Below are 12949 nucleotides of genomic sequence, written 5' to 3'. Positions count from 1 at the left end.
GAGTCGTACGATTCAGAATATATCGTAGCGAATAGCGAGCAAGGAGGCTCGATGACCGCCCTGATCCTCGGCGCGACCGGTAACGTCGGTCCGCACGTCGTGTCCGAACTCCTCCGATCGGGCGAGGAGCCGCGTGTCCTGGTGCGCGACGAGGCCCGCGCCCGCCAGCTGCTGGGCGATGAAGTGGAGCTCGTCGTCGGCGACTTCACCGATCCCGCCGCCGTCGCGGACGCCGCCGACGATATCGACACCGTTTTCCTCCTCTCCCCGCACGACTTCGCGATGGCCGACGCGCAACTCGGGGTCATCCGCCAGCTGCGACGATCTGGGGCGCGCATCGTCAAGCTCTCCGGCACAGACTCCGCGATCACCCCGCAGGGGCCGCACGTCTGCCGCCAGCACTGGGAGATCGAACGGGTGCTGATCGAAAGCGGCCAGCCGTTCGTGATCCTCCGCCCAAACTCGTTTCTCCAGGTGATCGTCGCGAGGCTCATGCTGCCCGCGATGCAGGCCACAGGAAAGATCATGAACCCGATCGGCGCCGAAGGGATCAGCTTCATCGATGCGCTCGACGTCGGCGCCGTCGCTGCCCGGGTCATCACGAGCCACCAGTGGGACGGGCAGACGCTCGTGCTCACCGGGCCGCACCCGGTGAGCTACGCCGAGATCGCGACGCTCGTCTCCGAGCGGACCGGAGCCCCCGCCGACCTGATCGATGTCACCCCCGCCGAGGTCCGTACCTCCCTCGTGGCGCGTGGCATGGCCGAGTGGGAGGCGGAGCACTTCGAGGAGATGTATGAACTGTTCCGCGCAGGTGAGTCCGCCTTCGTGACCGACACGGTCCAGCAGGTGACCGGCCGACCGCCGCGCACCATCGAAGCCTTCCTCGACGCGCTGCTCCTGCCGGCAGGAGCGAACGCGTGAGCGCCTGCCTGCCCTGCGACCTCGAGCAGGCCGCGGGCGTCGCCGTCGTATACCGCGACGACGACTTCTCCTGCGAGGTGGCAGACGGCTACGACCTCCCCGGATGGTACATCCTCCGGGTGCGCCGTCACGCCGAGGGATGGGGTTCACTGACCGGTGAGGAGGCCGCCGGGTTCGGAGTGATATCGCAGCGCGTGGCCACGGCCATCCAAACTGCGACCGGCGCCGAAGGCGTCTATTTCATGAGCTTCGGCGAGAACTACCCGCACTTCCATTTCCTCGTCATCGCCCGGCCGGCGGGTCTCCCCACGGAGCTGAAGGGCGCGGGGATCCTCGCGCTGCGCCCCGATCACCGCGACATTGACGCCTCCCTCGCCACGGCAGCAGACGTCCGCGCGACACTCGCCGCCACCTGAATCCACCCCACCCAACCCACCCGAAAGGACGATGATGTCCACGTCATTCACCCACTCCGTGTCCGGTTCCGGCGCTGCCGCCGGCATGACCTTCAGCGGTCGCAGCAACGGGACAGCGCCCGGTCGGGACGTCCCTCTCGTCATCGCACTGCATGGAGGCACGTACTCGTCGGTGTACTTCGACATTCCGGGCTACTCCCTGCTCGACCACGCGGCCGCCGCGGGCGTTCCCGTGATCGCGCTCGACCGGCCGAACTACGGAGACTCGAGCCCGCTCGACGCCGGCGAGTCGATCATTCTGAGCAATGCCGACGTGCTCGGCGACGCGATCGGCTCCATCTGGCGCGAACACGGCGAAGGAACCGCCGGCATCGTGCTCATCGCGCACTCGATCGGGGCCGCCGTCGCCACAGCGATCGCCGCCACCCCACAGGACTGGCCGCTGCTCGGGCTCGCCATCTCGGGATGCCTGGTGCGCGTCCCCGGAGAGTCGCGCGCCGCGTGGGAGTCGCTGCCCGACATCCCAGTCATCGAGCTTCCCACCCCGATGAAGGACCAGGTGATGTTCGGCCCCGCCGGGACCATCGCGGCCGACATGCCCGCGGCAAGCCACCCCTCGAACACGATCGTGCCGAAGTCCGAACTCCTCGACATCACCGGCGAATGGATTGAGCACCGTGCCGAGGTCTGCGGCCGGGTCAAGGTTCCGGTGCACCACCGGCAGGGCGAGTTCGACGCACTGTGGGTCACCGATCAGAGTGAGATCGACGCATTCCGCGCCGGATTCGGATCGGCCACGTCCGTCGACAGCCGGCTGGTGCACGGCAGTGGGCACTGCATCGACTTCCACCGGCCGTCGGAATCGTTCCAGCTGTCCCAGCTGAGCTTCGCCCTCGAGTGCGCCATTCCCGCCCGAGCATGAGCGTGGAGCGCACGGTCTTCCGCGATGTGCTCGTCTACCGCGCCGGAGCCTTCGGGGACCCCTCCGACGTCGTCGTAAAGGACGGGCTCATCGCCTCGGTGGCGGCGACGGGCACGTTGCCGAGCGACGGCCCCGACGAGACCGAGGTGCTGACCGGAGGCCACCTCATCCCTGGCCTCATCGACGCGCACGTCCACGTCGAAGGACCAGGGAGCCTGGAGGCGCTCGCCGATCAGGGGGTGACCACTGCGCTCGACATGGGCTCGCCCGCCGCGCTCATCGCGGCATTGCGAGGGCAGGCTGGCGTCACCGATCTCCGCAGCTCCCTCATGGTCGCCACCTCGCCTGCCAGCGCACACGCGGCCCGGATGCACGCCGACGACGACGCGCTCGTCGGCTCGTCGGCCGGCGCAGAGGCGTGGGTCGCCGAGCACGCGGAGCAGGGCGCCGACTACATCAAGATCGTGATCGATCTGCCGGGGTTCCAGCAGGAGGAGGTCGACGCCATCGTCGCGGCCGCCCACCGCCGCGGCCTCCTCACCATTGCCCATGCCTCGCGGTCGGACGCCGTTGCAATGGCGCAGAACGCCGGTGTGGACGTGCTGACCCACGCGCCCCTCGACCGCCCCGTCGATGCGGAGCAGGCAGGTGCACTCGTCGCCGCCGGCGCCGTCATCGTGCCGACGCTGACCATGATGCGCACCATCGTCGATGTGGTGAACCCCGGCGGCGGTCCGGGCCCGCGATACGAAGCCGCCCGCACCAGTGTCGCGAACCTGCACGCAGCAGGGATGCCGGTTATCGCCGGAACAGACGCGAACCGAACCCCCGGCGCGCCTGCTGCGCCTCCCTTCGGCGTCAGCCTGCACGACGAGCTCGCACTGCTGGTCGATGCCGGGCTGTCCACCGCGGAGGCGCTCGACGCCGCGACCAGGGTCGCCGCCGCCCGGTTCGGCCTGGATGACCGCGGCAGCATTGCGGCCGGCAAGCGAGCCGACCTGGTACTGCTCGACGGCGACCCGATCGCTGACATCCGCGCCACCCGCGCGATCCGCGGAGTCTGGTGCGCGGGCATCCGGAGCCGCTGAACCGCCGGATGTACTCGGTCGACTAGACCGCGACCTCGAACGTCGGCTCGGTCGCCGCTGCAACCTGCTCGACCGAAACACCGGGCGCCAGCTCCACCAGCCGCAGGCCGGTGGAGACCACATCGAGGACCGCGAGATCGGTGATGATGCGGTGCACCACCCTGCGCCCGGTCAGCGGGAGGCTGCACACGTCGACGATCTTGGGCGATCCGTCCTTGGCCACGTGCTCCATGAGAACGATCACGCGGCGCGCGCCGTGGACGAGGTCCATCGCGCCACCCGGGCCTTTCACCATCTTGCCGGGGACCATCCAGTTGGCCAGATCTCCGGAGGACGACACCTGCATCGCGCCCAGGATGGCCGCGTCGATCTTGCCGCCGCGGATCATGCCGAAGCTCATGGCGGAGTCGAAGTATGCGGCCCCGGGCCGCACGGTGACGGTCTCCTTGCCTGCGTTGATGAGGTCGGGATCGACGGCGTCCTCCGTCGGGTACGGCCCGACCCCGAGGATGCCGTTCTCAGACTGCAGCACGACGGTCATGGCTTCTGGCACGTGATTCGGAACGAGCGTCGGGAGGCCGATGCCGAGGTTGACATAGGCGCCGTCCTGGAGCTCGCGGGCGCCCCGCGCTGCCATCTCCTCGCGAGTCCACCCCATGGTCAGGCCTCCTCTTTCACGGTCCGGCGTTCGATGCGCTTCTCGACATCGGAACCGACGACGACAATGCGATCGACGTACACGCCGGGAAGGTGAACGGCGTCCGGATCGAGCTCACCGACTTCGACGATCTCCTCCACCTCGGCGATGCACACGCGCCCTGCCATCGCGCACAGCGGCGAGAAATTGCGGGCGGACTTGTCGAACACGAGGTTGCCGTGCCGGTCACCGCGCGCGGCATGGACCAGCGCGAAATCGGTGGTGATCGCCTCCTCGAGCACGAAATCCTGCTGTATCCCACCGACCGCGAACGTCTGCATCGGCTTCGGACGGCTCGCCTCCGCGACGGAGCCATCCGCGTGATAGCGGCGCGGGAGCCCGCCGTCGGCGACCGCCGTCCCCACGCCCGTGCGTGTGAAGAAAGCGGCGATGCCGCTGCCCCCGGCGCGGAGCTTCTCGGCCAGTGTTCCCTGAGGGGTCAGCTCCAGTTCGAGCTCGCCGGAAAGATACCGCCGTTCGAACTCCTTGTTCTCGCCGACGTACGAGGAGGTCATCCTCCGGATGCGTCCCGCCGCCAGCAGCACACCCAGACCCCAGTCCGTGACGCCGCAATTGTTCGACACCACATCGAGCTCGTCCGCGCCGCGCACAAGAAGCGCCCCGATGAGAACCATCGGGATGCCGCAGAGACCGAATCCGCCGACCGCGAGGCTCGACCCCGACGTGATGTCCGCGATCGCCTCGCCTGCCGAATCGACCACTTTGTCGATCATCGTGCCGTCATCCTTTCAGTCGGTCGCAGCTTCGCGCGAGCCCGATCGGCCGCCTCGACGACCCCCGGAGGCGGCTGTCAAGGTCCAGGATGCGCCCTCGGCGGGCCCGAGCGCTTGTGCTCCCGGCACGGATCGGCCGCCTGCGGCGAGCGTGCGGGACAAGGGTGCATCGACTCCTTGCCTCGCTGGTGCCTCAGCCGATCGCCGACTGTCCGTCGCATCCTCTCGACCCACGGTGGTGTGAACCGGCTTGTCTTCGTGTCCGAGTTCGCTTGTAGGAACCGGAATCGCAGAACCCTGGTACGCCGGCTTGGCGTTTACGCGACGTATCCGCTTAACGGTTAAAAGAGTAGGTCTCATTTCTGAAACCGCATTCAGACGGCCGTCACTCGCAACCTGTGGGAAGACGCTCGGTGGGCGTCGACGGGGACTGAGCGCCCTGGCCTTGTTGTCCGCGGCGCGCATATTCGCGGCCTGGTCGGTCATTTCCTTCGCTGGTGCCAAACATGCACTGAGGGGCTCGCCGGTCACCCAGCGAACCCCTCAGCTGATCTTAGAAGTGGATCGGGCTACGGGGATTGTGGAGACGCGTGTCGCGACGTGATCGCCCACACCGCCCCGGCGGTGAACCCGACCGTGCAGAGGGCAAGTGCGATGCTCGCCCACAAGGGGGTTCCCGTTGCGGCAGAAGCGCTGATTCCGGCGACTCCTACAGCCAGCGCGGAGCCGTACACCGCGGCCGACGCGGCCTGGCCAATCGGGGCGAGAATCCCTGCTCCTCGGGGCCGGATCGATCGCGGAATGGTTGCGAACGCCGCCAACAGAACGATGAACACCGCCGTGGATGAGACGACCGAGACCCCCGCCGCCTGAAGCATCGATGTCACGAGCGCAACGATCACGAGCGCGACACCGGCAAGGGCGCCGGCCCTGCTAGTGGGGAAGAACGGTCGAGCTGGTGTGGCGACCTTCGTCATAATGCTCCTCCTGTCTTCATTCCAACATGTTTCGCCTAGGAACGGCAGGGCTCGATGATTGGCCACACCGGCGCGAGAATGTGCTGCTTCCGGATACCGGCGCACTTGCCCTGGTTCATTGCCCGGTTTGCCGTGTCGACCATCAGCCCGGTACCGATCCCACATGCCCAGGCTGCCGGGCCACACGCTGCGGCGATGATCGCTGCGGCGGCTGCCATGCTGGTGGCCATCTGCTTCGTCTCACCGCGACTCAACAGAATCGTGCAGAACTGCCAATCGCACTCCAGTCCCGGGTCAGCGACAATGGGGTACGCCGCTCCTCGGTGGTCGACGTGCTGCGTCAGCACGTTCCCGTCGACGCTGTACGACGTCGACAGCACCGCGCCGCTCACGTCCTTCGCCCACGCGGCACCGATGAAGTTGACCGCCTGACCATCCGCATCCTGAACCACGGCGCCACGGTCAGCGAGTGTGAGTTTCGCCGGCACCCCATTCACCGTCACCACAAACTGGTACGTCGACGGTGCGGACGAGTCTTTGATCACCGCATACCCAGCGTTGGCCGCCGTCCCCTTCCCTGTGACGGCGTAGCTGTAGCTCGGGTCCACATCGAAGACCGCCGCGCCGCCGCCAGCCTCAGTCGTTCCCCGAGTGCTCGTTGCGGGGCTGATCCCGACCGTGTTGCCATTGCCGCTGTCGACGATGAGGCCCTCAGGGCTCACAGTGCCGGAGCCGGATGCCGCACTCGTCGGCGCGACGGCCGAACGGGGCTCCGCTCCCGAAGCCGACAGCAGCCCGTGCCCGTCTAATGCGGCACGTGTCGACGAGGATGCCACATCACTTGTCGCCGCGGCTGCCGTCGTGGCACCTCCGCCTAGAAACAGCGCCGCAGCCACAACGGTCACCGTGATCCTGGAAAGCATCATTTGATGGATCTCCTATTGCCGCATCGTCGCGGCACGCAATGACCATAGCACAATTTCAAATTTCAGAGCACTGAAGTGTAATGCTTCAAACTCCGCGATATGCGTGCCAGAACCGTGCCCGCGCCTTGGCCCTGACACATAACAGCAGAACGGCAACAGCCCGGCATCCCAACAAATCATTGGGATGTCGGGCCAATCGAATGCTGCGGAGGGCGTGGGATTCGAACTCTATCCGGTGCCCAGTACTACTCGATCGGTTTGCGCATAACCTCGGAATCCCGGGCCTTTTTGGGTCACTTCGACCTTTGCAGATACGCTTCGTTTTCGTCCGAGTGTTGTCAAATTGTTGTCACGATCAAGGCTGCAGGTGGATGCGCTTGGCAAGCGAGGTGGGCCAGGAGTGGTATTTCCTACCTGGCGCGCCGAAAGCCGGTGAGCCAGGAGCATCCGGTCGACTATTGCAGGGAGATCCGCTTCTACTAGAACAGTGCGATCGGGTTGGTGGCGCTCGACGTCACTCCCATCATGCGCCACGGCAGCATGGCGAAGAAGAACTCGTAGCGATTCGTCTCCCGACATCTGTTGGCGAGTTCGGTGAGCTCCATGTTGTCGATGAGCCAGAGCCCCAGCGCGACCAGTCCCACGGCGTGGATCGGCCGGAGGAGGTCGAGCGTCGGGAAACCCGACGGCTGAACATCCTGGATGGCGTCGCTGCCGAGCACGGCGATGTCGTGCTCCTTGAGGAACGGGAGGCATCCGGCATGCAGTCCGGGCTGGTTCGGCCGGCGGGGGTCGTTGCGCCCTTCCGCGAGCGTCCGGGCGACATAACCTGTGTGCACGAGCAGGACATCACCCGGCCTCAGTACGACACCCTGTCGCTCTAGCGCCGCGTCGATTTCCTCGGGGCCGATCGCGTAGCTGAAGTCCAGCCACTCCACGCCGAGCAACGCGGGAATGTCGACAAGAACCCCTCGCGAGACGATCCCTGCGTGAGCGTCGTGCACTGAGAGCTTCTTCGACCCCCCGAGTGAGGTGATCTCGGAGAGGTCGAAGCCGTTGTATGTCTTACCGTCCCACGCATAGTGCGCGAGCCCGTCGAGGTGAGTATTGGCGCCGTGCGCCGCAATGTGCACCTGTTCGGTGATGCCGTCGAACCGGGCAGCACCCTTTCCCATGTGCTGCTCGACCTCGCCCAGTCCCATGAAGCGCTGCACGACAGCCAGGCCCGTGCCGAGCGGGTCGGGATCCTCGGGGTTGATGTTGCGCGACAGCGAGATGCTCTCCCCGCTCATCACAAGCCGGGCAGCGGCCACGCGCTTCTCGGGGGTGATGAGGTTGAGCGTGCCGAGTCGGTCGTCGGATCCCCACCTGCCCCAGTTCGACAGGGAGTCGAAGTAGCCGAGTGTCTCTTCGACGGACGGGAGCGCCGGCATCAGCTGCGTCCCAGTGCGGCGCGAACCTCGGGCGTGGTGGGCGCTCCCCCCAGACTGGACGGCCCGATCGAGAAGAAGGCGCGCGCGCCCTTGGCGTAGTCGGTCTCGGCCTGAAGGGTGTGGTTCATCCCGACCGGCAGGCCGAACTCCTTGCCCGCGGCGAGGATGGCTTCGATGCCCGCAATCGTGTTCGGGGAGTTGTCGAGCATGAAGGACTCACCGTATGACAGCGACAGGTCGCCGCCTCCGGCCCAGAGGATGGCCTTCACGTTCGCGTCGCTGAGGGCACGCGCGATCTCGCGGATGTTCTCGACACCGAGCCTGCTCTCGATGATGAAGACCAGGACGAGCTCACCGGCGGGGTCGAGACCCCAGACGTCCGCAGCATCCAGGAAATCGTCGATCTCCATGGGGCCGAAGCCCCAGTACCGCTGCGGGACGGCGGGGCTGAACCCGCGGTGCCCCTCGGGCAGGAAGTCGGGGGCTGCGGGCTTCTGCGGGTAGCGCGCCGCAGCAACCACGCTCAGCGCCTCCTCGGCTGTCTCGATGTGCGGCATCATGATTCCCGCCACACCGGTGTCGAGCACCTGTTTGACGACCCATTCGTTGGGTTCACGTCCGTTCGAGGGGAGACGCGCGATGACGGGCTTGATGGCGCCACGGCCAACAGCGGCGACTTCGGCGGGGTCGATGAGGTCCCAGAGGAACCTCCTCAACTGCCCGAGATCGTAGGGCTGGTGCTCGAGGTCGTAGAGCAAGAAGTCGTAATTCTTGTTCGCCTGCGCAGCGGCGGCCGTTTGATAGTCGGCGCCGACTCCGTAGTAATTGACCCAGAGTGCGAAGGTGGGCTTGTCCTCCTCGAGCAGTGCGACGAGAGGGCTAGTTCGTTTTGACATCGGTTCTGTTCCTCACTGGACTTGTGTCGGTCAGCGAGTGGGCGTCGCCGACTCTTCCGCCGTTTCGGCTTGCACCTCGGCCACGGCCTCGACTACCTCGCCGCGCTGGTCCATCGGCTTGACCTTCTTGACGATGATCGTGAGCACCAGGGCGAGCACGCCCGTGATCGCGATGAAGGCGATGACGCCATACCAGGCCTGCAACGTCGGCGCTGTTCCACCTTCGACGACGCTGGAGGCGAGGATGAACCCGGCCACCGCTGTCCCGATCGCTTGGAAGATCGTGCGACCGGTCGAGTAGATGATCCCGATCGCCTCACCGGTGTTCTGCGGAAGCACGAGTTCGACGATGAGATTCGGCAAGCCCGCCAGGATGAGGGCGGTGCCAACTCCTGAAACGACAGTCGCGGTGATGGCGAGAGGCAGGTCGTGGACGAAGAGCGCGAATCCGCCGAAGCCGATCACAGCGAGGCTGATGCCGAAACCGAGCGTGATCTTGGCGCCGAACTTCGCCGCGACCCGCCCTCCGACTGGCGAGAGGATGAACCCCACAGCACCGGTGATGAGGCCGTAGAGGCCAGCCTGGGTTGGAGTCAACCCGAGTCCCACCGGATTCGTCACCGCCCCCTGCTGCAGGATGGGGCCGATAAGTCCGCCTGCCGCGAAGATGCCCAGTCCGACGAGGGCAGTGATGATTAGAGCGAGCACGAGCTGCCGCTGCTTGAAGAGCCGCAGGTTGAACATCGGGTTTTTCAGGCGGAGCTCGAGCACGATCCAGAACGCGAACAGGACCAGGCCTATGGCGATCAGGATGATGACGAACGGGGTGAAACCGGTGCCGCGGGCAGTCGTGAATCCGAAGAGCACCGCCGCAACCGCGGGCGCAAGGAGGACGCCACCAAGGATGTCGAGACGCGGCCTCTCGCCGGCGGCGACAACGGAACGCGGAAGCAATGCAGCCGCTCCGATGGCGATCACGGCGAGGATTCCAGATGCGACGAACATGCTGTGCCATCCGCTTGTCTCGATCAGAATGCCCGCCGCGAGGGCGCCCAGTGAACCACCGATGATGGCCGAGCCGGTGGTGAGCGAGACGAGTACGGGAACTCGAGGCGCGGGCACGACTTCCCGCGCAATACCGACTAGCAGCGGGAACAGGGCTGCACTCGTCCCCTGCAGCGCTCGTCCCAGGAGGATCGCCTCATAGCTGCCGAACACCAGGCTGATGATCGAGCCTGCCGCTGAGATGATCAGCAGCACAACGAGCACCTTCTTGCGACCGTAGAGGTCGCCAAGCCTGCCCGCGATTGCGGCGGTCCCGGCTCCCACCAGAAGGAACACCGTGATCGCCCATGAGATGCTCGCCGCGTCGAGGGTGAACACGCCCATGAGTGTCGGGATGGCGACATAGATCATCGTCTGTTCGAAGATTCCCGTCACCTCGATGAAGATGAATATCGCGACGATCAGGGCGTACGGTCTGACCCGGGCAGGGAGAACGCTGGGTGTGGAAGACGTCATTATCTTTCCTTCTGGTGGGTGGGGCGGGTTAGGTGGTGGAGAGGAACCTGGCACTCATTGCAGGGCGGTCCAGCTCGATGCCGCCGATGATTACGGTGTGGATCTTGCGGGTGTTGGCGATGGCCTCGAGCGGGTTGGCGTCGAGGACGAGGAGATCCGCGCGCTTGCCCGCCTCCAACGATCCGCGATCGTCTAGGCCGAGCATCTGAGCGGGGAGCAGGGTGGATGCCTTGATTGCAGCAAGCACGGGCATTCCCGCATCGACCATCGATTCGAGTTCGCGGTGCTCGGCGAATCCGATGAACTGGTGGAGCACGCCGCTGTCGGCAGAGAGCAGCACGCGCACACCAGCGTCGACGTAGGTTCGCAGCCCGGATTCGAGAACTTCGTAGCCGGCCTTGAGCTGGGGGCGCATCGACTCGGGCACCTGCGCCATCATCGCTCGGACCGTTGCGGTGTGCTCGGGCTTCACCGTCTCGAGGAGTGACGGGTCGTCGAGCCACGCCGGTCCTTCGGGAATGCCGCGCTGGATGCTCATCGAGGTGAAGACGAAGACGTCGTTGGCGACGAGCATGTCGAGCAGTTCCTTGTCGGGGCCGGGGTTGCGGACCATGTGTGCGGTGCCGTCGGCGCCTGCACGTACGACGCCCTTGGCATCGTCGAGTTCGTAGATGTGGGCGATGGCCCGAAGTCCGAGGTTGTGCGCTTCGTCGACGATCGCGCTGTACACCTCGGGCGAGAACTTCTCCTTCACGCCGTCCCGGGTGTCGACCCAGAACTTGATCACGTCAGGATTCTTCTTGGCGATTTCGCGCACGACGGCGCGGGCTTCGTCGGGGGTGGAGGCCTCACGGATGGCGTCGGGCGCGAAGAACGCGCCGCCGTTCTCCGATCCCGGCGTTGGTGCGGCGAGCCCGCTCGCTGCGCTGAGCAGCAGGGCGAGTTCGGGGTCGGCGAGGGTTCCGTCGCGCTGCTGATTGCGGATGGCGATCTCGACGTCGTCCCGATCGGTGCCGAGGGACTGGAAAACGCTAATGCCGTAGTAGCTGAGGCGACGCAGGTGGTCGAGCACGTTCTCCCTCGAGAAGTTCGCGCTGTCGGTGTTTCCGTTCTTCAGATAGCCGATGTGCCCATGGGGGTTCACGATGGTGGGCATGACGGTCTTGCCGACGAGGCTCACGCGCCGAACATCCGATTCAATAGTGGCTTCCGTCGCCGGGCCGACGTACTCGATGAGCCCGTCCCGAACCAAGATCGCTCCGTCATCGATTGCCTCGCTGCCATCGCCGATGATCAGGCGAGCGCCCTCATAGAGGGTCGCGGTTGGTTTGCTTGCTACGGCGGCAGCCATGGCAGGTCCTTTCGTCGTTGAATGCATTACGACGATACGGGTCACGTCAGAGACAGTCCACGACCAGAACTGGTGCAGAATGCTGCTCGCAAGGTCATAATCAGGATATGGACATCCGTCAACTCCGTCACTTCCTCGCGGTTGCTGAGACCCTGAACTACACACGAGCTGCAGAACGGCTGGTAATGGCCGCCTCCCCGCTCAGCCGGAGCATTCAGCAACTGGAGCTCGAGGTCGGCGGCCCACTCTTCATTCGCGGCACGCGCAAAGTGGAACTGACACCGCTGGGTGATGCGTTGATCCCGCACGCACGGAAGACCATCGCCGATCTCGACGCGCTCCAACGGGACATGCAGCGTCGCGTGCAGGGTCACGTCGAATTCCACGTCGGGATGCGCTCGGTACCGGCGGAGCTGCTCTCTGCGGTCGTCGACGATGTCATCAAGTCGGTTGAGCCGAGCGCTGTCGTCCGCCTCGAGCCGATGGACTCCTTTGCGCAGCTGGATCGGGTGTTGAATGGCCGGCTGACGCTCGGCCTCGTGAACCGGCGATCAGACGATCGGCGGCTCGAATACGTCGCGGCGATGACTGAACAGCCGGCGATCGCTCTGCCGAACATTCCCCGATACTCCTCGCTGACCGAGGTCCATCCCGAAGATCTCAGCGACCTTCGTCTGCTCATGCAGCCTGGTGTCTACCCATTCGGACCGGAGCTCACAGAGCTCATTGATTCCGTGGACGAGGTGGTGACGATGGACTCCGAGATCATCGGGGGATTGGCCGCAGTCATCGCGGCCGGAGATTCCTGCTGCCTCACCCTGGCCAACCCAACAGCACCCTGGCACAGGTACCTTGCCGGCGACGGCGTGGTGATTCGACCGTTCGCCAGACCCGCGCCCGCAGGAACCACCTATCTCGCGTGGCGAACCGACCGGGACCACCCCGAGGATCTGGGTCCGATCATCCAGACCGCGCGGGAGCGTTTTCACTCGCCGCTCGACTTGTGATTACGACTCCAAACGCATCAATCGATGGCAATTCTGGTCGTGGACTCCGCCAGTCAT

The 12949-nt window shown here is 65.6% G+C and carries 13 protein-coding genes; 5 read left to right on the top strand and 8 right to left on the bottom strand.

What is annotated here, in order from left to right; translation table 11 throughout:
- Positions 1–51 precede the first annotated feature (51 nt).
- From K5L49_RS13645 to K5L49_RS13630, 4 genes are read left to right on the top strand one after another with little or no spacing between them, the layout of a single operon-like run.
- Positions 52–924: an NAD(P)H-binding protein gene (locus K5L49_RS13645; protein WP_223693545.1), complete on the top strand. Its 873-nt coding sequence runs from the start codon at positions 52–54 to the stop codon at positions 922–924.
- The gene (locus K5L49_RS13640; RefSeq protein WP_223693543.1) at positions 921–1340 is read left to right on the top strand and encodes an HIT family protein; all 420 of its coding nucleotides are present in this window, start codon (positions 921–923) and stop codon (positions 1338–1340) included. The genes K5L49_RS13645 and K5L49_RS13640 overlap by 4 nt, the downstream gene beginning before the upstream one ends.
- A gap of 34 nt (positions 1341–1374) precedes the next feature.
- Positions 1375–2262 (top strand): alpha/beta hydrolase, encoded by an 888-nt coding sequence (locus K5L49_RS13635; RefSeq protein ID WP_223693541.1) that lies wholly within the window; start codon positions 1375–1377, stop codon positions 2260–2262.
- Positions 2259–3350 (top strand): amidohydrolase family protein, encoded by a 1092-nt coding sequence (locus K5L49_RS13630; RefSeq protein WP_223693539.1) that lies wholly within the window; start codon positions 2259–2261, stop codon positions 3348–3350. The genes K5L49_RS13635 and K5L49_RS13630 overlap by 4 nt, the downstream gene beginning before the upstream one ends.
- Before the next feature lie 22 nt (positions 3351–3372).
- Here K5L49_RS13630 and K5L49_RS13625 read toward each other — a convergent pair whose 3' ends face one another.
- The 8 genes from K5L49_RS13625 to K5L49_RS13590 all read right to left on the bottom strand — a co-directional run bounded on the left by K5L49_RS13625 (position 3373) and on the right by K5L49_RS13590 (position 11885).
- Positions 3373–4008 carry a CoA transferase subunit B gene (locus K5L49_RS13625; protein ID WP_223693537.1) on the bottom strand — a complete coding sequence of 212 codons (636 nt, stop codon included), beginning with the start codon at positions 4006–4008 and terminating at the stop codon, positions 3373–3375.
- Positions 4009–4010: 2 nt separating this feature from the next.
- A complete protein-coding gene (locus K5L49_RS13620; RefSeq protein WP_223693535.1) occupies positions 4011–4781 on the bottom strand; it encodes a CoA transferase subunit A in 771 nt (256 codons plus the stop codon).
- Between the two features lie 569 nt (positions 4782–5350).
- Positions 5351–5758 carry a hypothetical protein gene (locus tag K5L49_RS13615; protein ID WP_223693534.1) on the bottom strand — a complete coding sequence of 136 codons (408 nt, stop codon included), beginning with the start codon at positions 5756–5758 and terminating at the stop codon, positions 5351–5353.
- Positions 5759–5793: 35 nt separating this feature from the next.
- Entirely contained in the window at positions 5794–6684 is an 891-nt protein-coding gene (locus K5L49_RS13610) for a hypothetical protein (RefSeq protein WP_223693532.1), read from the bottom strand.
- A gap of 479 nt (positions 6685–7163) precedes the next feature.
- Positions 7164–8117, bottom strand: a complete 954-nt coding sequence (locus K5L49_RS13605; protein WP_223693531.1) for a cyclase family protein — start codon at positions 8115–8117, stop codon at positions 7164–7166.
- Positions 8117–9013, bottom strand: a complete 897-nt coding sequence (locus K5L49_RS13600) for an aldolase/citrate lyase family protein (RefSeq protein ID WP_223693529.1) — start codon at positions 9011–9013, stop codon at positions 8117–8119. Before K5L49_RS13600 ends, K5L49_RS13605 begins: the two co-directional genes overlap by 1 nt.
- 30 nt (positions 9014–9043) lie before the next feature.
- Positions 9044–10534 (bottom strand): MFS transporter, encoded by a 1491-nt coding sequence (locus K5L49_RS13595; RefSeq protein ID WP_223693527.1) that lies wholly within the window; start codon positions 10532–10534, stop codon positions 9044–9046.
- A gap of 28 nt (positions 10535–10562) precedes the next feature.
- Positions 10563–11885 carry an amidohydrolase family protein gene (locus K5L49_RS13590; protein WP_223693525.1) on the bottom strand — a complete coding sequence of 441 codons (1323 nt, stop codon included), beginning with the start codon at positions 11883–11885 and terminating at the stop codon, positions 10563–10565.
- A 17-nt stretch (positions 11886–11902) separates the two neighbouring features.
- Here K5L49_RS13590 and K5L49_RS13585 point away from each other — a divergent pair, with 17 nt between their 5' ends.
- The gene (locus tag K5L49_RS13585) at positions 11903–12892 is read left to right on the top strand and encodes a LysR family transcriptional regulator (protein ID WP_223693523.1); all 990 of its coding nucleotides are present in this window, start codon (positions 11903–11905) and stop codon (positions 12890–12892) included.
- The last annotated feature ends 57 nt before the right edge of the window (positions 12893–12949 follow it).

It is taken from the genome of Leifsonia poae (assembly GCF_020009625.1).
Classification (GTDB): domain Bacteria; phylum Actinomycetota; class Actinomycetes; order Actinomycetales; family Microbacteriaceae; genus Leifsonia; species Leifsonia poae_A.
This window is presented reverse-complemented; position numbering and strand designations above follow the sequence as displayed.

Bases quoted from the DNA above. Each gene is read 5' to 3' on its own strand.
- K5L49_RS13645 (WP_223693545.1), top strand. From the start codon at position 52: ATGACCGCCCTGATCCTCGGCGCGACCGGTAACGTCGGTCCGCACGTC.
- K5L49_RS13605 (WP_223693531.1), bottom strand. From the start codon at position 8,117: ATGCCGGCGCTCCCGTCCGTCGAAGAGACACTCGGCTACTTCGACTCC.
- K5L49_RS13595 (WP_223693527.1), bottom strand. From the start codon at position 10,534: ATGACGTCTTCCACACCCAGCGTTCTCCCTGCCCGGGTCAGACCGTAC.
- K5L49_RS13625 (WP_223693537.1), bottom strand. From the start codon at position 4,008: ATGGGGTGGACTCGCGAGGAGATGGCAGCGCGGGGCGCCCGCGAGCTC.
- K5L49_RS13635 (WP_223693541.1), top strand. From the start codon at position 1,375: ATGTCCACGTCATTCACCCACTCCGTGTCCGGTTCCGGCGCTGCCGCC.
- K5L49_RS13600 (WP_223693529.1), bottom strand. From the start codon at position 9,013: ATGTCAAAACGAACTAGCCCTCTCGTCGCACTGCTCGAGGAGGACAAG.
- K5L49_RS13615 (WP_223693534.1), bottom strand. From the start codon at position 5,758: ATGACGAAGGTCGCCACACCAGCTCGACCGTTCTTCCCCACTAGCAGG.
- K5L49_RS13610 (WP_223693532.1), bottom strand. From the start codon at position 6,684: ATGATGCTTTCCAGGATCACGGTGACCGTTGTGGCTGCGGCGCTGTTT.
- K5L49_RS13620 (WP_223693535.1), bottom strand. From the start codon at position 4,781: ATGATCGACAAAGTGGTCGATTCGGCAGGCGAGGCGATCGCGGACATC.
- K5L49_RS13590 (WP_223693525.1), bottom strand. From the start codon at position 11,885: ATGGCTGCCGCCGTAGCAAGCAAACCAACCGCGACCCTCTATGAGGGC.
- K5L49_RS13630 (WP_223693539.1), top strand. From the start codon at position 2,259: ATGAGCGTGGAGCGCACGGTCTTCCGCGATGTGCTCGTCTACCGCGCC.